Source organism: Telmatobacter sp. DSM 110680 (assembly GCF_039994875.1).
Classification (GTDB): domain Bacteria; phylum Acidobacteriota; class Terriglobia; order Terriglobales; family Acidobacteriaceae; genus Telmatobacter.
The window spans coordinates 4,057,044-4,075,736 of the sequence record NZ_CP121196.1 but is presented as its reverse complement, the minus strand read 5'-3'; the positions used below and the strand labels follow the sequence as shown (position 1 = coordinate 4,075,736).

Below are 18,693 nucleotides of genomic sequence, written 5' to 3'. Positions count from 1 at the left end.
AATGTATTGACATTCCATACACAGGAAGCCGATCCGATGCATAGTGCGTTACGCACTGGCGAATTCCCCCGTGCGGCTAGTGGAAGAGCAGGCAAATGAAGAAATCCCATCGAGTGGCGAGCAAGCTTGGACCGCCCCCCGAAAGCGATCCGGCAGCGCGCCTGTCAAAGCACCGCCGCGTCTTCGACCACCTGCTCGCGAGCATTCAATCCGGTGAATTGAAACCCGGCGACCGTCTTCCCAGCGAAGCAGAGTTGGGCAAGTTCTTCGATGCTTCGCGCATTACCGTGGCCAAGGCCGTCCACGACCTCCAACGCATGGGACTGGTGTCGCGCCGTCCCGGCTCGGGCACCCACGTACTGGCTGAAGATCGCCCCACAGGCCGGACCTTCGGATTACTTATCCCAGAACTCGGCATCACTGAGATCTTCGAGCCCATCTGTCACGGCATGATGCGGACTCATTTTGCGCGTCCCGATTCTCTCCTGTGGGGTAACTCCGCCGTTTCCGTTCAAGACAGCGTCCAGGCTGCCGAGCAGATGGTGCAAGCATTCATCTCTCAAAGAGTAGCGGGTGTGTTCTTTGCACCGCTCGAACTCACCGACGAAAAGGATGCCGCCAACCGCCGCATTGCCCGTATGCTCGATCGCGCGCAGATCCCCTTCGTACTGCTCGATCGCTGTTACTTGCCTTACCCGGAACGCTCGCCGCACGATCTCGTGGGTGTTGACAATCGCCGGGCGGGACACATGGCGACAGCCCATCTGCTTGAATGCGGCGCTCATCGCGTAGTGTTCCTCGGCGAAGAATTCGCGGCCAACACAGTAGACGCGCGCATCACCGGATTCTATGAAGCGCTCCGCACCCATGCCGTCAGGCCCGATTGGGAGTTGGTATGGCGTGGAAGTCCCCAGGATGAAGCTTTTATTCGCAGAATGCTTGAGGCAGCCCGGCCTGACGCAGTCGTCTGCGCCAACGACCTCACGGCTGCCCGCTTGATGCAGGTTTTGCTCGCCTTCGGAATCAGCATCCCTGAAGACATCAAGATCGTGGGAATGGATGACGTGCGCTACGCGAGTTTGCTCCCCGTTCCACTTACCACCATCCATCAGGATTGTGCGGGCATCGGCGCGGTTGCCATGGCCACCATGCGTGAGCGTCTCGAACATCCCGAACTGCCGATTCGCGATGTACTGGTCCCGGTGCGCTTAGTCGTCCGGCGATCCTGCGGGACGCAGCACCTCAAGTCCACTCGTTCTGAAGCGAATGTTTCAGCAACTGAATAAATCAGCGGGATTGCAGAAGCCTTCCGGCTGAGGTCGGAGTGCTGCATCCATCGGACTCACCAAACGCGGCAGCGCGTTGCGTGCACCATCGGTTGACCTGCTTTGCAGTTGAACGCCTTCTCAAATTCAGGCATGTTTCCGACTACGTTGTTCACGCGCTCCCAAGGCACCGAGTGCGGATTAGTCTGAATGAGTGTCTTCACCGCTTCTGGACGAATCTGATCGCACCACGCCGTCCCGTAAGCGATAAAGAAACGCTGCAGGTTGGTCAGGCCGTGACTATCCTTATCTTCGATCGTCTTGCCCTGCTGTTTCAGGTCCTCGTTCAAAGCTGAAAGTGCGAGATAGAGCCCACCGTTATCGGCTGTGTCTTCGCCCTGAGTGAGTTTTCCATTCTGTTCGACACCTGAAATACCCTGCACCGGGCCGGTGTATTCCTTGGCGATACACTCGCCGCGTTGTTCGTATTCCTTCGCGTCTTCCGCAGTCCACCAGTCGCGAAGATTGCCCTTCACGTCGAATTTGCGGCCCTGGTCGTCGAAGCCATGCGTAAGCTCGTGCCCTACGATTGCTCCCTCCGCGCCATAGTTAATGACGTCGTCCTGGGTTGGATCAAAGTATGCAGGCTGTAGAATGCCCGCCGGAAAGTTGATGGTATTAGTCTGCGCATCTTCATACGCGTCCACCGTCGGCGGCGTCATCTGCCACTGCGTGCGATCGAGCGAATGCCCGATGAAAGCCAGTTGGCGCTTTAATTCAAATGCATTTGAGCGCTGTTGGTTAGCGGCATAGCTCTCGCGCGAAATGGAAAGGGAACTATAGTCGATCCATTTATCCGGATAGCCGATCTTGTCGATTACGGCAGCCAGCTTCAGATGCGCCTCGCGCTTGGTGGAAGCCTGCATCCAAGTGACCGAGTCGATATTGCGGCCCATGGCAGATTCAATGTCCTTCACCAGCTTTTTGGCGCGCGCCTTGCTCTCTGGTGGAAACACCTGCGCTACGTACACCTGGCCCAGCGCTTCGCCGAGATTCCGGTCTACTGCGTTTGCGCACCGCCGCCATGTCGGGGGTTGCTCTTTATCGCCAAGCAGCACGCTCCGAAACGCGAAGTCGGCATCGCGCCACCGACTGCCAAGCACACTGGAAGATTTGCGCAACAGGTGCCAGCGAAGGTAGGTCTTCCATGCGCCGAGATCCTCTTTTGCCAACTCCTCGTTAACGGTGCGGAAGAACTCCGGTGATGCGACCTCGTAAAGTGGAACCGCAGGCGAACCGATTGCGCTCATGTACGCGTCCCAATTGAAATTGGGAACCAGTGTCTTGAGCTGTGCTGGCGTGAATCGGTTGTTTACCTTGTTGGGGTCGCGGCGCGTAATGTTGTCCATCTGCGCCTTAGCCAACGCGGTTTCGATGCGCATGATGGTCGCCGCATCCTTCGTCGCATCTGCTGCGCTCGTGCCGCCAAGACCCAGCAGAGCTTCGATCCACTTCATGTAGTCTTCGCGAATATTCTTTGACTGTTCGTCTTCCTTAAGATAAAAATCGCGGTTCGGCATTCCAAGTCCGCCCTGATCAAGTCCCGCGACCACGTGATCCACATTGTTATAGTCGGCTTGCTGCCCATATCCGAACAGCGCAGCCGCGGTCTGATTGTCATTGCCTTGCCACGCGCTATCGAAAGAGCTGTGCATCGCAGCCAGCACTGTCGCGATCTCGCGCTTGTCGTGCATCCCGTCGATCTGCGCCAGCAGCGGCTGAAGGACAGCAAAGTCATCCTTCTTTTCCGTTGTCTGATCCACACAGCTGGCGTAGAAGTCGCCAATCTTCTGCTCATTCGGAGTCCTGGTCGCGCTGGCCGCCTCGTTCTTCTCAAGGATGCCGCGCAGAACCTGGTCATTCCACTCCTGCAACTCTCCGCCAACGCCCCAGAACACCTGGTCCGGCGGAATCGGGTTCGCAGCATTCACCTTCCCGCAAACGTACTGGTAGAAGTTGTCGCAAGGGCTCACTGAAGTGTCCATGTTGGTTACATCGACATGCTGTAACTGAATGGGAGCTTGAGGTGCCTGTGCACCGGCGAGAGCGATTGGCAGTGCGCCAGCCAGAACCAAAGCGCAAGTTTTCATATCTTCCTCGGGGAGAACGCAATAGAGCATCCGGTATTGCAGGACCGAATCCGATCAATTCTAACGCGCATATTCGCCCGCTGGCTCCTTGGAAGGACTGTAGTCGCCATGTAAATTGCAAATCGCGAACGATCATCTGTCATTGGTCCCTGGTTGAATGCAACCAGCGTCAAAATACAAATGAGTCGCCGGACATCGCGATATCCCTGCGACAAGCGAACTATCGGGGCGTGCCGCCTGCAACATCGGGTTCCGTCACCTCGATAATGCGGTCCGCGTCGATGTTTTTGAGGATCTGCACGATGCCGCTAGGCCAAATGATTTCGATCTGATCAGCCGTCGCTTCGGTCCCTAATCCGAAGTGCACCGGTCCAAGACTTGACGACGCGTAACAGACGCTTGAGGTCTGGTGGTTGTGCAGCTTGGCGGTCTTTGTAACGACCTTGATGCGTGCGCCAATGCCGTCGCGATTGCTCCTCACTCCGTGGAGTGAGATCCCCAGCCAATGGTTCGAATTGGAGCTGCGATTCATCCAAAGTTCAGCGTTTCGATCCAGCGACGTTACAACGGCATCGACCCGGCCGTCGCCATCGAAGTCTCCAAATGCACATCCTCTGTGGTGTGCGGCTGTTTCTTCCTCAAACCCTGCCTCGGCGGTAAGACCCTGCAACCTTCCACTGCTGCCTAGATTGCGAAACACCGTGTTGGGCTGTTTCGCAACCATCTCTGCCGGCATGGATTCCCAGGAAGAGTGCCCGCGCGCTACAAAGATATCCTTCCATCCATCGTTGTCGAAGTCATATACGGCAGCGCCGAAGCCTGCCATTCGTACGCTCTGTGCACCCATCCCGCTGGGAATCGTCACTTCCTCAAAGTCACCCTTGCCCGTATTTTTGAGTACAGGAAAAGTTTCACCGTTCAACGCAACATAGACGATATCGGCGAAACCGCTATTGCTGAGATCGCGGAAGTCGAGACCCATCCCGGAGATCGGGTTGCCGTCCTGCCGCAACATGGTGTTGGTTTCAAATCCGGCCTCCTCGAATTTGTTCCCCATGTTGTGGAAGAGAAAATTTTCGCTCGCGTCGTTCGTCACAAACAAGTCCTGCCGGCCGTCGTGGTCGTAGTCCGCCACGCCAACAGCCATGCCCTTTCCCACATGGGCGCGTATGCCCCACTCCTGCGAAACGTCCTTAAATGTGCCGTCGCCCTGGTTCAGGAAAAGCTGATTAGGGGAACCTTTGTAATGACGTGGATGGCAATAGTCGCTGCATTGAGCTTTGTCGGTGTATTGCCATCGCAGATAGTTGACGACAAACAAATCAAGCAGTCCGTCATCGTTTACATCGACCCAGGCGGCCGCCACTGACCACAGAGGTCCGAACTCCGGATCATTCGCTTTATCTAACCCAGCCTTGACCGTAACGTCGGTGAAGGTGCCGTCGCCGTTGTTGTGATAGAGCGTATTGTGATGAACGCCCGCTACAAAAAGGTCGGGATGCCCGTCGTTGTCGTAGTCGCCTGCAGCAACTCCAACGTCAAATCCTGTTCCCGCCAATCCTGCCTGACCCGTAACGTCGGTGAAGACACCGTTGCCGTCGTTCCGGAAGAGGCGGTTCGAGTATTTGCTGGACGATTTCTTCAGCGTCGCCAGATCGGCGCCGTTAGTGAAGAAGATGTCCGGCCTGCCGTCGCCGTTATAGTCGAAGACTGCCACCCCACCGGCCATGGACTCAGGAGGGTTGAATGCCTTGCTTACGTCGCTTTCGAGATGGAACGGGAGTTCCTTCAACTGGAACTTAATGGGGGAATCGGTGGGTTGCTGAGAGGACAAGGTTGCGCACAGCAGTAATTGGACGACAAACGGCGCGGGCCAATCACGACGGATAAAAGGCAAGTGTCTGTTCACGGGAGCGAAGAGAATTGTACCCGACCAATGCAGTCACTTTCATCCCCGTCCATAGGGGAATTGTCAGGCATCGCACATTCAACTTGTCATGAACTGCCCCGGCTGGCAGTAACCGCCTTGCGGCACCTGCTCTGCAATCCACGCCTCCCGCACAAAGTGCGTTTCCCCCTGCCCCAGCCCCTCGATCGTAAGAATCTTTTTTTCCGGCGGCGTCGGCCACGCTTGTCTGGCAAGAGCGCACGGCTTCGCCATCAAGATGCACGGTACACGCGCCGCACATGCCGATGCCGCAGCCATACTTGGTTCCCGTCATCTGCAGCAGGTCACGCAGAACCCACAGCAGAGGCATTGCGTCGTCAGCATCCACCGTCCGCGCCTCGCCGTTCACCACCAACGCATGTTGTGACATCTCCGACCTCGCAGTAAGTTTGACTTGGGATTTAAAGCAATAGCCACTGGCGTGCAGTGAAACACCCTTGGCCTGCGAACTTGAGGCTGTCGCAGACTAGAAAGTCAAGCCGCAAAGCGCATTGGCGCAGCGCACCGTCGTCTGGATCCAAGGCCAAAAAAGTTGAGGATTCGAATACCCCCGCACGAATGCCAAGTTTTGGCGGACCACTCCGGTTGCAAGTTGAACATCATACTGTTTTAAGATATCCATGATGTGCTCGTGCGGAAGGCTTCCCGGGCACCGCCATTCAATCAACCAGGGTCGGTTCTTTTCGGAACTGCCTTCCAACTGGAGAGATAAAACATGATTGCAAAGCTGTTGTTGGCAGTGGCTGTCCTTCTCGTCTCGATTCCGAGCTTCGCCCAGGTAGAACCCGAGGCAACTGCGGGCAGGAAGATTCCCATACACCTGAGTCTCGGCGGCGGAATGGACTATTTTTCAGGCGATTGGGGAAGCACAGGCATCAAGAGATTCGGACCCGCAGCTTGGGCGACTGCAACCGCGTGGCATTGCCTGGGGGTCACTGCAGAGGGCCACTCCATGATCGTCGGCGGAAACGATGCAGCTTCCCATTACAAACTCTTCATTGGGGAGGGCGGTTTGCAGTGCACCATGGGTTACTGGGGCAGGTTCCAGCCCATTTTCAAAGGTGAGGGCGGCTTCGCCAGCCTCTCCCAGCCCGGAAACGGTACAGGCCGTTTTCACAACACCTACGGCACATGGTCTGTCGGTGGTGGCGCCGAATACCACACCGGAGGACATTGGTGGACGCGGGTGGACTACACCTACGAAGCCATCCCGAATTTTCACAGTAGCGTGTCAGGCCAGAACCACACCCTGAATCCCCGCGGCATATCCTTCGGCGAGACTTATCGTTTTGGCTATGCGGGAACTCAATTCTGACCGGATAGGGAACGAACTGCCTAAGGCTTGGATCAGCAAATAGCAGGTCTTGAGCCGATTCCTCGCGAATCGCGCTACTTGGCCGCTGAGGGAGCGCTGGCCGCATTGTCGAGGTTGTACGCGGTTATACGGTAGTGTGCGCCGAGCATAGGGTGAGGGTCGATCCATTGACCCTGCTCGTCGGTGGCACAACGATCGCAGACTAGCTTCCACTGGCTGGTACCGGGTGCCATACTCTCAATCGAATAGCGCGTTGCGCCCGCAGAGCCGCGCCACGTCAGCAGCCCGCCAAGCACCGTCGAACCGATAACGGGTGGCGGAGGCACGGCATGTTTGGGCAGGGGAACCCCGGACATCTCGTAGGCGTGGGCACGTAACTGCTGCGCACGGCCCGCCATATCCTCTGCCGACATCACAAGAGTCTTCCGTCCGGAATAGTAAAGGGCCCACCACTCGCCGGACTCACCTTTAGTAGCGAATGCGGGATCGCTCGTATCAGCCGGAATTGGCTGAAATCCAAAGTCATCGAGATGTCCCTGCAGCGCCCAGAAGCCGTCTCCGGAAATATCGGGATTATGGGCGAAGCTGTCGAGTACGTGCTTCAGATCATCCGGCGTGGCCCAGTCCGTCTTATCCCAACCAAATTCATTCACAATGAAAACCTTGTCGTGCTTCACGACCGTGGCCGCATCGCGCGCGATCGTTTCCGCAGTCGTGTGTTGGAATGTGATGCCGAGAATAGTGTCCCAATGCGGGTATTCTTCGAAGGCAAAAGCGTCAACACTGGGATTGTTGAGAATCTCCGCATCGTTACGGAAGATTCCCGTGGTGTCCAGATAAAGATGACGATGATCAATCGACTTGATATGTTCGCCAATCGTTTCGGACCACTTCGCCACGTCGGCCAGGTTCCCGTGGGTAAACATTGAGAGGATGCCGCACATGTTGCAGTTTTCCCAAGCCAGGATCGCCGGGTCATCGCGGTACAAAACGCCGGTAATGGCATTGCGGTGATTGAGGACCGCGTCAATGTGACGCTCGTACGCCGCAATGATGGCGGGTTCAGTAAAGAAATCCTGAAAGTTGGTCTTCTTGTGCCATGCAATGTACTGGCCAATGCCTCCGCCGGAACAGGTGGCGCAGTCTCCAATAAGAGTAATGATCACTTTCATGTTGGACTTGGCGGCAACGGAGAGTGCATAGTCTGATGCCTCGAAAGCGCCGTCGTTGAACTGTCCTTCCTCCGGCTCGATACAGCGCGGACAGCCAACCGTATCGCCCATGGTTTGTGATCGAACAACCCTGGCGCCCATCTCGGCAGCCGTCGCGAAAACATCGTCGATCTCAAAGTGCGAGGCGTATCGAGGTCCAAATGGATCGTGTGGGCCGTAACCCTCAAGTCCAAGCCACTCGATGTTCGGACCGCTGAAACGAAATTCCTTGTTGTCGAGAGCGAGATGAGTTCCGCTGCGCTGAACGAATGACTGACCGTACAGCGTCGATGCGAGAAGAGTGCAACAAACCAAAAGCGATCGCATGGTTTTCCAGTTTCTGCAAGCGAAGGAATAAAGAGCGAGTTCAGTATAAGAGCAAGCGCCAGTGAAAGGACGAGCGCAATCAGAAGCAGCGCGAGGATATGAACTGTTCGGCGACCCTTCGCACTTAACCGCTGCTGGCGGCCAGCAGACTCTGCCATCCCGCTTTTGCTCATCTTCAACCGCTCACCGTTTTGCAGCAGGATTGAGCCCTCGCTTTGTCCTCACGTCCATCGCGGCATTCGCCCGCAATTTCAATCGTCGTCGGTCAGCAGCATCTTCAGTCGTTCACGCCCAGCGGCTCGTCATCGGCAATGAAGGCCTTCAACATCATCCTGTTCGCTCGTAGGGCAGGTCGATGGCAACCTTCATATCCCGGCCTTCATCGGGCCTGCCTCCATGGCAGAGGCTTACGCGGTGCGCCGTGGCAACCACATATCCTGCCACAAGATAAAGCGCGATGTTTAACGCCAACAGCGCAGCCAGATGGCCCAAAACGGGGATTGCGACCCCTTTCCAAAACCCGTTACTCTACGGCTCATCAATTAGCCCTAGATCGATGAGTGAGGTTGCGTCCATGCTGGAGCCCAAGAAACTGGATTTCTATGAACTTCTGCAGGTCAGCCGCACCGCAGAGCCGGATACTATCCACCGCGTCTACCGCTTCTTTGCCGCGCGCTATCATCCGGATAATGCTGTCTCCAGTGACCCGGAGAAGTTCGCCCTCCTCCGCTTGGCCTACGAAACGCTCTCCGATCCCCACCGGCGCGCTGAGTACGATGCCTCCAACGGCCGCGCATCCGGTGACCACCCTCCGCTTTCCACCACGATCGACTTTATGGATGACATGGAGGGCGAGCGCAACCGCCGCCTCGCCGTGCTGGCCGTGCTCTACTACCGCCGACGCGCCAACCCTTACTCGCCTGTAGTCTCTCTCGCCGAAGTGGAAGCCCACATGGGTTTCCCCCGTGACTTCCTCGACTTCACCACTTGGTACCTGCTCCGCAAGAACTACATCACCCGTGCCGACAACTCCGACTTTGCCCTTACCGTCGAGGGCGTCGAATTCGTCGAAACCGGGCGCGTCCAAATTCCCATACTCAACAAGCTGCTCACGGACGGCTCTCTCCAAATTCCCCGCGAAAAAGAGAAGCCTGAAGCCACTGCCACCGAACACTGCGAGAGGGAGCTTTTCAGAAGCGAGCACTATCTGGGGAACAGCGACTCCTCTCCGTCATTTACGGGGGATGCCGGGCAGACGCTCCCCAGTCCGGCGCAGGACGCTCTCGACACGGCCTCTGCTCCCGATCCCAACCCGAGCTGCGAGATGCCTGACATCTTTGCGTGCCTAAAGCCCGCTACCGACGACTTCGACATCGATGCCATCCGCGAAGCCGTTACCGGCAAACTCCGCAAGACTACGGTTGCGCCGGTTGCAGCATAACCGTTCTGACCGGAAATAACGCAGAGAAGTCGCGGCAGTAAGCACATCGGCTGGTTTGCGTCGGGCGGCTGGCGGTATGTACGTGAGGGCGCGCGCCTCTCCCGTGCAAACGCCTTAACCGGCACCTTACTTGGCTGTCATTCTGAACAGCGCGTTTCAGGGGCCCGTAGACAGAACTGTCCATCGGGGTAGGCGTGAAAGATCTGGTTCTCTTCTTGAGCCTGCCTCCACTAGCTTGGTACGACCCGCGCGATTCGGCGCGCAGTGAGGCGCTTCCACAGCATGCAGTCCACTTGGTTTCGTCAAGTATCTTGTCGCCTTATCTCCCTTAAATCATTCATAGCAAAAGCTAAAAACGTTTGCCGTTTTTGCAGGTTATTTCTCCGATTTGGCTAGGCTGAATCTATGCGGAACACTCCGTGCCTTCACATAATGCCTGCACTGCAAAGGCCGCGTGTAACCCTAACTCTCGTTTCCCTCATCACTGCCTCCTAAGTTCTTACGAGAGAGGATCCTGCGGCTAACTCCAATCATCAGAGGATTTTGTGGCGGGTTCGGTCTGTAAACCGATGAAATTAGGGAATTTATATACAGAATGTAGGTGGGGGGCGTATCTTGCAAAATACTTGCTCTTGATTTCCAGAAAGTCATGATCTAGGTGTTCTTCACCGGCCAAAGTAGCTCGGCATGCGGCCGCCTCCTCAAACATTCAATACAATTAGCTCCACCGATGATCGTCAATCTAGCCAGGCGCGCGCACGACCACAATTGGGAACTGGATCCCATCACCCGCTCTCTGCTCGACACCGACTTCTACAAGCTCCTGATGCTCCAGTTCATCTGGAAGCATTTCCCGGACACCCGTGCAACATTTACGCTCATCAACCGCTCCCAGGAGGTGCCCCTTGGCGACATTGTGGACGTGCGCGAATTGCGTGAACAACTCGAAGCCACGCGCAAGCTTCGCTTTCATAAGTCTGAACTGATCTGGCTGGCCGGCAACACTTTTTACGGACGCCGCGGCATCTTTGAGCCTGCATTTCTGCACTGGCTCGAGCATGATTTTCGTCTTTCTGATTTCGATCTTTCCATCCATGAGGGACAGATCTCGCTTCGCTTCGACGGTCTGTGGACCGAGACGACGATGTGGGAGATCTATTCGCTCTCCGCCATCGACGAACTAAAAACGCGCGCCAGCCTGAAGAAGCTCACGGAACTCGAACTCGACATCTTGTACGCCAGAGCCAAAACGCGCCTCTGGGAAAAAATGGCCCGCCTTCGCGGAGTGCCCGGCCTCACGGTCAGCGATTTCGGCACCCGCCGCCGGCACAGCTTTCTGTGGCAGGAGTACGTGGTCAAGGCCATGAGCGACGTGCTCGGCGAAAACTTCGTAGGCAGTTCAAATACCTTCATGGCTTACACGCACGATCTTGAGGCCATCGGCACAAACGCGCACGAACTCCCAATGGCCATGGCTGCGCTTGCCGACACGGATGAAGATTTGCAACATGCCCAGTACCGCATGCTCGAATTGTGGCAGCAAACCTACCAGGGCGAGCTTCTGATCATGTTGCCCGACACTTTCGGCACCACGCAGTTTCTTGAAAACGCGCCGGACTGGGTTGCGAACTGGACCGGACAGCGTATCGACAGCAAAGACCCGTTTCTGGCCGGTGACGAATATATCGCCTGGCTGCGCCAGCGTGGTCGCGATCCTCAAAGCAAGCGGCTGATCGCGTCAGACGGCCTCGACGTCGATTCAATTATTGCCTTGCACGCGTACTTCGGAGGCACGATCCTCGACGGCGCAGCCCCGACGGACTTTTATGGCGCTGAAGATTTCCTGGATTCGAGCCGGTGGACGCCGGAGCATCGGATTCGCTTCAGTTCCGGTTGGGGAACATATCTCACCAATGATTTTCGCAATTGCAATCCGCGTCGCGACGACGGCTTCAACCCGGTAAGCCTGGTCTGCAAACTCAGCGAGGTAGACGGAAGGCCGGCCGTCAAGCTCTCTGATAACTATCAGAAAGCCATGGGACCGCCGGCGGAAATCGAGCGCTACCGTCGGATCTTTGGCACCGCCGGTGTCGCCAATGTTCCCGTCACTGTTTAGAATTTCACAGGAAGAGTCTGCATCAAACAACGTTAGGATTGAACGAACTCACTTCAGCAAGGAGAAGCGGCTTTGAAGAAACTTCTGGTGGTTGCAGCAGCGGTAGTTTTTCTGGTGATGGGTCGTCCAGTTGCGAGTGCCCAGGACACCGGTGTCAACGGAAAGTGGCATTTTGTTTTAGAGACCCCAGGTGGAGATCGCGAAGTTGATGCTGATTTCACCGTGGATGCTGACGGCAATGTAACAGGGAAGTGGGGAGCTTCCGATGTCGCTGGAACTTACAAAGACGGCAAACTAGCCTTGGACTTCCAATTCACCTCGGAAGAAGTGGGCGCGACCGCGGCCATGAAAATCGACGGCAAGCTTGACGATTCTGCGGCCCTGGCAGGCGATTGGGCGTTTTCTGAGTACAACGGCTCCTTCAAGGCGACGCGCCCAGCCGCGGCCGCTCCTGCGACTCCCGCACCGGCAGGCGACGCTAAGCCCGCGCCCACGGATCCTCACTAGTCGGCGAAATTTAATTTCAGGAATTGAGGCCCTGCTCCGGGATGGACAGGGCCTCAGCTTTTTAGTCTCAAATCTACCGTGGTGACGGAGCAGGTGACGCATCCGGGGAAGGTACATCGGGTGGAACCGGCTTGTTTTTCGCGCGCAGGTAAGCGATCAGATCGCTCACCTCCTCATCGGTTACGGAATCGCGAAATGGCGGCATTTTCTGTCCGCCATTGAGGATCTGATCGGTGAGTTTGTCGGCAGTCCAGGTCGTCTCTTTGGGCAGGTCGATGAGTGCCGGCGCTTTTTTGGTTCCAACTCCGCCTACGCCATGGCAATAGGTGCAGCCCTTGTCGCGAAAGAGGACCGCGCCGGCCTTCTCTTGCTCGCTGGCTTTTGCTGCGAACAACGACGAGGGCACTGCCAACAATACGATCAGACAATGAAGTAGAAACAAAATAGAAGAATGAATACGAGAAGTCACTTGGTTATTTTCTCATGAGAATTTTGGTCTCATCGTTGTCTACCTTCGAGTTCTTCGACGGTAAGAGGAATAGCTCCGGGAGCGACAATCCCGTATTTAGCGTGGATAAATTCCTGCAAGCCTTCGGGCAAGAATGGCACGAGTTCCTGCCAGGTAAGAACTTTGCAGCGGATCCGCATCTCGGCACTTTTGACGGCGCTCATAACGTTGAACCACGCTTCGCGTAGATCGGGGCGGCGCTGATCGTGGATCACGCAAAAACTCGCGTCCGTGGCGTGGGCTGCCAGCACGTTGCGGATGAGCTGATAGCTTGCGTAGCCGCACTGCCAAGGCTGTTCGGCATCGGCGCGTAATTCCAGGCTGGCTTGAAATGCGCGCGCGTGCGATGCTGCGTCTTCAGATGGCTGTTCCCATTCCTGGGTAAATTCTTCAGCGAACTCGACGGCTTCGCGACGGCGGCGAGTGCGAATCTTTACGCGCGGAAGAAGTTCGCGATCGAAGACCTCATCAATATCGCGGTAGGCTTCGACCAGGCTTGTATCGCGACATTGAAAGTCACTTTCAGTGAGCTTGGCTTCAACGAGCAAGCCGCCCCAGCGCATATCGACCTCTGTGCGATCTACGCGGTTGTTTTTGAGGGGAACGCGGGCCTTCCATCCGAAGGCGGGTTCGGCTGCTGCGGCGTCAATTCCTAACATGCGCTTCAACGTGGGTGACGCGGTGACTTCGTGAGTACAGAAGATGTTCATCAAGAGGGCGTCGGAACTCATGGATGAGTCGAGTTCGCGCCACTTTCGCACGGAATCGATTTGCTGTTTGGGCAGCGAGCGGCCTTGGGCGTGAATCTTGTCGAAGCGGCGAGTCCACTCCGGATGCGCGGTGATGGCGGCGTAGGCGGGGGAATAGAAATTGCCGTGCAGTCCTCCTTCTGGCACATAGACGATGACGGGGCTGGCACCATAGCTCTCGACATGCGCGTAGCGACGGGCGTAGAGGCGGTTGCGCTGGGCTAACTCCGATCGAAGCTGACCAGCGTAAGAGAGTCCAGCGCGGAGTGTTAAGTCAGAGGCCAAAGGTAAAAACTTCGATGTTTTTGATTTGCATTCTCGCTCAACAAGACTATTCGTTCAACTTTACTCCGGAAGGGAGCCTGGAAGTTACTGCAGCGCAAGCGCTTGATTTCTTATGTTGCGGGTCGCCCAATGGAGTTCTATACTGACGCCATCCATGGGGGCGATCGTCAAATTCTCTCAGCTTGTACTGGATAACAAGCAAAGCCATGCGTGTATCGATCAGCTCCCCTGGTGAAAGCAGCGCCAGTTGATTAGGAGAATCCTGATCTCTGCGGCTGGATTTAGGGTCGCATACATGGTGAATTCGGATCGGAGAAAGGCTCAAATGTTAAAAGCAATTTTGCGTACTTGCGTTATTGCAGGAGGCCTAGGTTCCTTCGTGATAGCTGTGCACGCTCAACAGGTTGTGCATGCTCTGACCGGCACAGTAAGCGGCATAGATGACCTTTCAAAGACTCTCATCGTATTTCAGGACAACGGGACCGAAGGCCAGTTCAAAGACATGACGAGTGGGAAGTCGCGCGTTGTGATTGACAAAAAAATCACGCTGGATTCATCCGCGGCAGAAGCCAATAAGAAGAAGGGAACCTATGTAATTGTCTTCTACTATGGCGACAGCAATGACCGCGCCGTGGTGGCATTGAAGAACCTTGGATCAGGTCCGTTTACTTCGGCCGAGGGTACGGTGACGAGATTCGAAGGCAAACAGCACTCCATCACTCTGCAGGATTCGTCGGGCGCAACCCAGACATTCAAGATCGCGGAGAGTACCGTCGCTGAAGGGTACATGGGAGCCATTGATGGTTTCAAGTTTCAGGCGTCAAAAGGCGACCATGTGCGCATCGTGGGATCGACGGACAATGGTGCGGTGACGGCGCTGTTCATGAAGGTGATGTAAAGAACAGAGCCCTGAGACCGTGTATCAGGGAACAGGGACGTGCGATAACGTCATGATCCTGAGGTGAAGCAGGACGGAGGGCATGCTCAGCGACCTTCATTCTGCATTCGATCGACGTATATTTGGCCGCACCGCTCTACTGGGTGCGGCTTCTGCATTTCTGGCTGTAGATAGTTCTGTCGCGCAGCCTGCCCGCCGCCGTCGGAGCGGTTATCGGGTGCTTCCGGGGCGCAACCGCTGGCACTCTCTTACCCGACCACGAAAGGGTATACACAACGGATTCACACTGAGCCTGCCAAGCAACGGACGCGTACGCGCGGTTTAGACTTGTGAAGAGGATTCCAACTTTGTTTGGAGCTTTGCGATTTCTTTGGAACGCGACACGCGGGCATCGGCTGACTCCGTGGCGGAGCGAGTTTCTACGCTGGCGTGTGGAGACTTATTCGGGGAAGCCGGCGGAGACTTTGAAAGCTCGCGATGTGTTTGGGTTCATGTGGGAATCGAAGTGGGAACTGCTGAGTTTCCTATTCTGGACCGGGACCTTGGAGCGCGAGGCGCGGAAGAGGTCGTGAAGCAACAAGGCAGGCATCATGCCCGCAAAGTCATGCGATCGTGCAAATCTCCAAAATCAAACCTGATACACACTTCTACACGTCAAATGATCATCTTGTTCACGGATTCGGGAGAAGGATTGAATGCAAGTGCCAGAAACTCGTCTCACTAAATCATCGAATCTGGGAGTTGGTTGCAGAAGATGAGCCGCAAATTGGTACGGTTTTGGTTTGGTGTTTTTGCAACTGGCTGGTTGTGGACAGCGTTGGGGCAGGCACAGCAGTTGCCACCAATAGAGCCGCCTGCGCCGATGCCGGGCACGCACTCGGATGCACCCACAATTCGAGTTACAACCAATGAGGTGCTGGTGCCAACGCTGGTGGAGAAGCCACATGGCGGAGGCATCGTCTACGGTCTGAAGCAGTCGGACTTTGTGGTTGAAGACAACGGTGTCCCGCAGAAGATCCACGTTCAAGAAGAGCTGGATACGGCGCCAGTTGCGCTCGTAGTCGCAATGGAAGAGGGACGAGCAGGGTGGTTGGAGTTTCAGAAGCTTGGCAAACTAGGTCCGCTCCTTGAAGTGTTCTTGTCGGATCCGCGAAGCCAGGCGGCGCTGGTGGGATTTGGTTCAACGGCCCGACTAATGCATGACTATACGCACTCCGAAGAAGAACTGGCGCAGAGTCTGCAGCAACTGGAGCCCGGCGATGGAGGGGCTGCAATTCTTGACACCATCAGCTACGGAGTAGATTTGCTGGAAGATCAGCCGAAGCAATACCGGCGAGTATTGCTATTGATCAGCGAAGAGCGCGACCACGGGAGCAAGCACACGAAGCCGGCGCAGCTGGTGAGCAAGATCGGTCGCTCGGATGTGCTGGTGCTGAGCATTTCGTACTCGCCTTCAAAGGCGGAGTTTGCGCATGATGTCAAGGATTCCGGCGAGGATCGCATGCTGAACATGGTGTCTACGCTGGTGATGGCTGTGCAGGCATTCAAAAAAAATATCGCAAAGCAGATCGCGATCATGAGTGGTGGAGAGTACACAACGTTCGTGGGGGACCGGCGCTTTGAAGCTCGGGTGATGGAGGCGGCAAAAGAAGTCCGGAACCGCTACCTGATCACGTTCACGCCATCGGACCCGACGCCGGGGCTCCACACGATTCGCGTGCATACCGTGGAGGATTATGGCGCAAAGATCGTCGCGCGCGCGAATTACTGGCGTGAGCCGCCGCAGTAAAGACCTCAGGCCGCGCGGGGAGTTTCGAAGGATTTCTCGATTCGGTATCGCGGTAGCGCGAAGCCGACAGCAATTATCCAGATGAAGCCGGGAAAGCGCGTTAGAGGGATCAGGAAGAGAAGCTGCGGACTTAAGAGATGGAAAATGCTCAGTTCGCCGCATGCCGCCAGAAACAGGCCGAGAATCATCACCCAGCGTGGAATCAATTCATTTAGCCCTGCGGAGACGGAGACACCGGCCATCAGCAAGCCCATGGGGATCGAGAAGCCAGGACCACCAAACGCGTAAGAGAGATAGTTGAGTGTGACCAGGATGGGCGGATTCGAAGCCACGGCGGGGCGGATCAGCGTCCACGTGGCAAACGACGCGGCCATGCTGTCAAAGACGCAGAGAAATCCTCCGAAGAGGGCGATGGCGACGCCGGCCGCGCGCACCCCTAGAAATTGCAACCGGCTGACGACGACCGCTGTGAAGAGTCCGAGGCACACGGTGGCGCCCGTTTGGAGAAAGACGCAGGCGAGGACGCGCGTGGTCTGCGTTTGAAAAAACTGCGTGATGATGGCCGGCGATTCCCAGGGGCCGGGCCAGTAAGGCATTCCTCCATACATCGTGACTGGAAACAGTCCGGCAATGAAAAGAACAGTGTAGAGAAGAGCCAGCATCGAAAGCGGCGGTCCAGGATGTTTGACGTTGATTGAAGCGGAGGTTTGTGACGCAATCGAAGTCATATGCCACTCCTCAAGGGAGAAGAATGAATCTGTGAGAGGGATGCCCGTTCACGGTGGCGATCGACGGAGCGCAACCAAAGCTCAAAGATCAGAACGTTGAGGGAGAATCCGATCCAGAAGGCAATACCGAAGAATTGCCGAGGCAGCAAGTGGGTGAGGCTGGCAGTAGCGAAGAAAAGCCCCATCACTGGGCGTGTGGTCGCGATGCCGAGAAGGATGGCGATTGTACGGAGTTGCCAGCGGCGTTCGAGGGTCAGTTCGGCGTTCGAGTGAAAGATGAAGGCGCGGGCGAGAGAGAAGAGAAAGAGGGAATCGAAAAGTAGAACTGCGGAGCGCTCGGTCCATCCGCCGATCGAGTAGAGACTCATGGCATAGGCAGTCAGCCCGACGATAGTGCCGAGGGGATAAAACATGGCGCTCAGCCACTGTGGCTGGTTTGTGCGACGCAGCACAATCAGAGGAGTCAGAAGAACGAAGAGCAGGGCGGGGACGATATGTGCAAGCGTCAACGCGGTATGAGACGTGAAGGCCTCGTCGAGTCCGGCCATCTGGGGTGGTCCACTGTGGGTCGGGTTTGCGAGGGCGATGACGCGCCTAAGAACAACGCCAATTGAGATGACAATGGCGATCCAGAAGCAGACGCGGAGCCACGCAGGTAGTTTGTAGGTGGCAGGGGGTGCTTCGGCGACGATGTGCTGCTGAGACATCAGTGACCTCCCACTGCAGAACCCGAGCTTAATATTAGTTTGACATCTTGTCAAATAGAAATGGCACGGTTAAGATGATCTTCTGTGAAGAACAGTGGAAGCGATTCATGTAAGCGACCTTATGAACTGGGCAAGCGCTTGGAACAGATGGGGCGCACCAAGGCGGCTGTGCTGGCGTCGGCACGCGTACAACTCGAATCAGGGGGAATGCGAGAATTTTCAATGGAGTCGCTGGCTAAGGCGAGCGGGGTAACGCGGCAGACGATTCACAACCTTTTCGGGACTCGGAGCGGCCTGCTGGAGACCCTGTTCGATCAGATCGCGCGCGATGCGGGAATGGAGCGAATGCGCGAAGTAATGATGACAAGTGATCCTCACGCTATGTTGGATCGCTTTATTGCAGTCTTCAGTAATTTCTGGGCAAAGAACAGTTTGTTGCTGAAGCGCATTCATGGGATCGCAGCAATCGATCCGGAGTTCGGGGAGGCCGTTCGAGCAAGAAATCACCGGCGCCGGACGGCCGCGACTCGCGTGATCGAACGACTCGACAGCGGAGTGCAATCCAAGATCACAAATGACAAAAGCGAGCGGGTCGCCTGCCTGGTTGCGCTGACGTCGTTCGAGTTTTTTGATGCGTTGGTCGACTCGCTGGGGACTGTCGAGGCAGCTGAGGAACAGCTGCCTGGACTGATTAAAAGGGCGATCCGAAGTGATTGAACTTTGATCTGCGGACTTGGCTTTGTACATTA

Annotated in this window: 17 protein-coding genes and 1 pseudogene; 8 read left to right on the top strand and 10 right to left on the bottom strand. The window is 56.1% G+C overall.

The window, feature by feature from the left end; translation table 11 throughout:
* The first annotated feature begins 95 nt into the window (after window positions 1–95).
* Window positions 96–1,286 (top strand): GntR family transcriptional regulator, encoded by a 1,191-nt coding sequence (locus P8935_RS16910; protein ID WP_348261471.1) that lies wholly within the window; start codon window positions 96–98, stop codon window positions 1,284–1,286.
* A gap of 56 nt (window positions 1,287–1,342) precedes the next feature.
* On the opposite strand, the gene P8935_RS16905 is transcribed toward P8935_RS16910, so the two are convergent.
* From P8935_RS16905 to P8935_RS16890, 4 genes and pseudogenes are all read right to left on the bottom strand, one after another.
* Window positions 1,343–3,415, bottom strand: coding sequence for a M13 family metallopeptidase (locus P8935_RS16905; protein ID WP_348261470.1), 2,073 nt, complete (start codon window positions 3,413–3,415; stop codon window positions 1,343–1,345).
* Between the two features lie 220 nt (window positions 3,416–3,635).
* Window positions 3,636–5,207 carry a CRTAC1 family protein gene (locus tag P8935_RS16900; protein WP_348261469.1) on the bottom strand — a complete coding sequence of 524 codons (1,572 nt, stop codon included), beginning with the start codon at window positions 5,205–5,207 and terminating at the stop codon, window positions 3,636–3,638.
* A gap of 195 nt (window positions 5,208–5,402) precedes the next feature.
* A complete protein-coding gene (locus P8935_RS16895; RefSeq protein ID WP_348265350.1) occupies window positions 5,403–5,576 on the bottom strand; it encodes a 2Fe-2S iron-sulfur cluster-binding protein in 174 nt (57 codons plus the stop codon).
* A 13-nt stretch (window positions 5,577–5,589) separates the two neighbouring features.
* Window positions 5,590–5,673, bottom strand: a pseudogene (locus P8935_RS16890) ((2Fe-2S)-binding protein); the annotation flags it as partial.
* Window positions 5,674–6,078: 405 nt separating this feature from the next.
* Between P8935_RS16890 and P8935_RS16885 the strand changes: the two are divergent.
* On the top strand, window positions 6,079–6,678 hold the full coding sequence (locus P8935_RS16885; protein WP_348261468.1) for an outer membrane beta-barrel protein: 600 nt from the start codon (window positions 6,079–6,081) through the stop codon (window positions 6,676–6,678).
* A gap of 74 nt (window positions 6,679–6,752) precedes the next feature.
* Here P8935_RS16885 and P8935_RS16880 read toward each other — a convergent pair whose 3' ends face one another.
* The gene (locus P8935_RS16880; RefSeq protein WP_348261467.1) at window positions 6,753–8,216 is read right to left on the bottom strand and encodes a hypothetical protein; all 1,464 of its coding nucleotides are present in this window, start codon (window positions 8,214–8,216) and stop codon (window positions 6,753–6,755) included.
* A gap of 327 nt (window positions 8,217–8,543) precedes the next feature.
* Window positions 8,544–8,687, bottom strand: a complete 144-nt coding sequence (locus P8935_RS16875) for a hypothetical protein (RefSeq protein ID WP_348261466.1) — start codon at window positions 8,685–8,687, stop codon at window positions 8,544–8,546.
* Between the two features lie 103 nt (window positions 8,688–8,790).
* Between P8935_RS16875 and P8935_RS16870 the strand changes: the two genes are divergently transcribed.
* The 3 genes from P8935_RS16870 (at window position 8,791) to P8935_RS16860 (ending at window position 12,280) form a co-directional block, all read left to right on the top strand.
* Window positions 8,791–9,657, top strand: a complete 867-nt coding sequence (locus P8935_RS16870) for a DnaJ domain-containing protein (RefSeq protein WP_348261465.1) — start codon at window positions 8,791–8,793, stop codon at window positions 9,655–9,657.
* A gap of 730 nt (window positions 9,658–10,387) precedes the next feature.
* Window positions 10,388–11,773 (top strand): nicotinate phosphoribosyltransferase, encoded by a 1,386-nt coding sequence (locus P8935_RS16865; RefSeq protein WP_348261464.1) that lies wholly within the window; start codon window positions 10,388–10,390, stop codon window positions 11,771–11,773.
* 72 nt (window positions 11,774–11,845) lie between these two features.
* Entirely contained in the window at window positions 11,846–12,280 is a 435-nt protein-coding gene (locus P8935_RS16860) for a hypothetical protein (RefSeq protein ID WP_348261463.1), read from the top strand.
* A gap of 73 nt (window positions 12,281–12,353) precedes the next feature.
* Here P8935_RS16860 and P8935_RS16855 read toward each other — a convergent pair whose 3' ends face one another.
* Both P8935_RS16855 and P8935_RS16850 read right to left on the bottom strand, forming a co-directional pair.
* The gene (locus P8935_RS16855; RefSeq protein ID WP_348261462.1) at window positions 12,354–12,749 is read right to left on the bottom strand and encodes a cytochrome c; all 396 of its coding nucleotides are present in this window, start codon (window positions 12,747–12,749) and stop codon (window positions 12,354–12,356) included.
* 29 nt (window positions 12,750–12,778) lie between these two features.
* Window positions 12,779–13,822, bottom strand: a complete 1,044-nt coding sequence (locus P8935_RS16850; protein WP_348261461.1) for a hypothetical protein — start codon at window positions 13,820–13,822, stop codon at window positions 12,779–12,781.
* Between the two features lie 379 nt (window positions 13,823–14,201).
* Here P8935_RS16850 and P8935_RS16845 point away from each other — a divergent pair, with 379 nt between their 5' ends.
* Window positions 14,202–14,720 (top strand): hypothetical protein, encoded by a 519-nt coding sequence (locus tag P8935_RS16845; protein WP_348261460.1) that lies wholly within the window; start codon window positions 14,202–14,204, stop codon window positions 14,718–14,720.
* Window positions 14,721–15,474: 754 nt separating this feature from the next.
* On the top strand, window positions 15,475–16,509 hold the full coding sequence (locus P8935_RS16840; protein ID WP_348261459.1) for a VWA domain-containing protein: 1,035 nt from the start codon (window positions 15,475–15,477) through the stop codon (window positions 16,507–16,509).
* Between the two features lie 5 nt (window positions 16,510–16,514).
* Here the strand turns inward: P8935_RS16840 and P8935_RS16835 are convergent, their stop codons facing one another.
* Both P8935_RS16835 and P8935_RS16830 read right to left on the bottom strand, forming a co-directional pair.
* Window positions 16,515–17,237 carry a hypothetical protein gene (locus tag P8935_RS16835; protein WP_348261458.1) on the bottom strand — a complete coding sequence of 241 codons (723 nt, stop codon included), beginning with the start codon at window positions 17,235–17,237 and terminating at the stop codon, window positions 16,515–16,517.
* Window positions 17,234–17,944, bottom strand: a complete 711-nt coding sequence (locus P8935_RS16830; protein WP_348261457.1) for a DUF2306 domain-containing protein — start codon at window positions 17,942–17,944, stop codon at window positions 17,234–17,236. Before P8935_RS16830 ends, P8935_RS16835 begins: the two co-directional genes overlap by 4 nt.
* Window positions 17,945–18,028: 84 nt before the next feature.
* On the opposite strand from P8935_RS16830, the gene P8935_RS16825 reads away from it, so the two are divergent.
* Window positions 18,029–18,661 (top strand): TetR/AcrR family transcriptional regulator, encoded by a 633-nt coding sequence (locus P8935_RS16825; RefSeq protein WP_348261456.1) that lies wholly within the window; start codon window positions 18,029–18,031, stop codon window positions 18,659–18,661.
* Window positions 18,662–18,693: the final 32 nt, after the last annotated feature.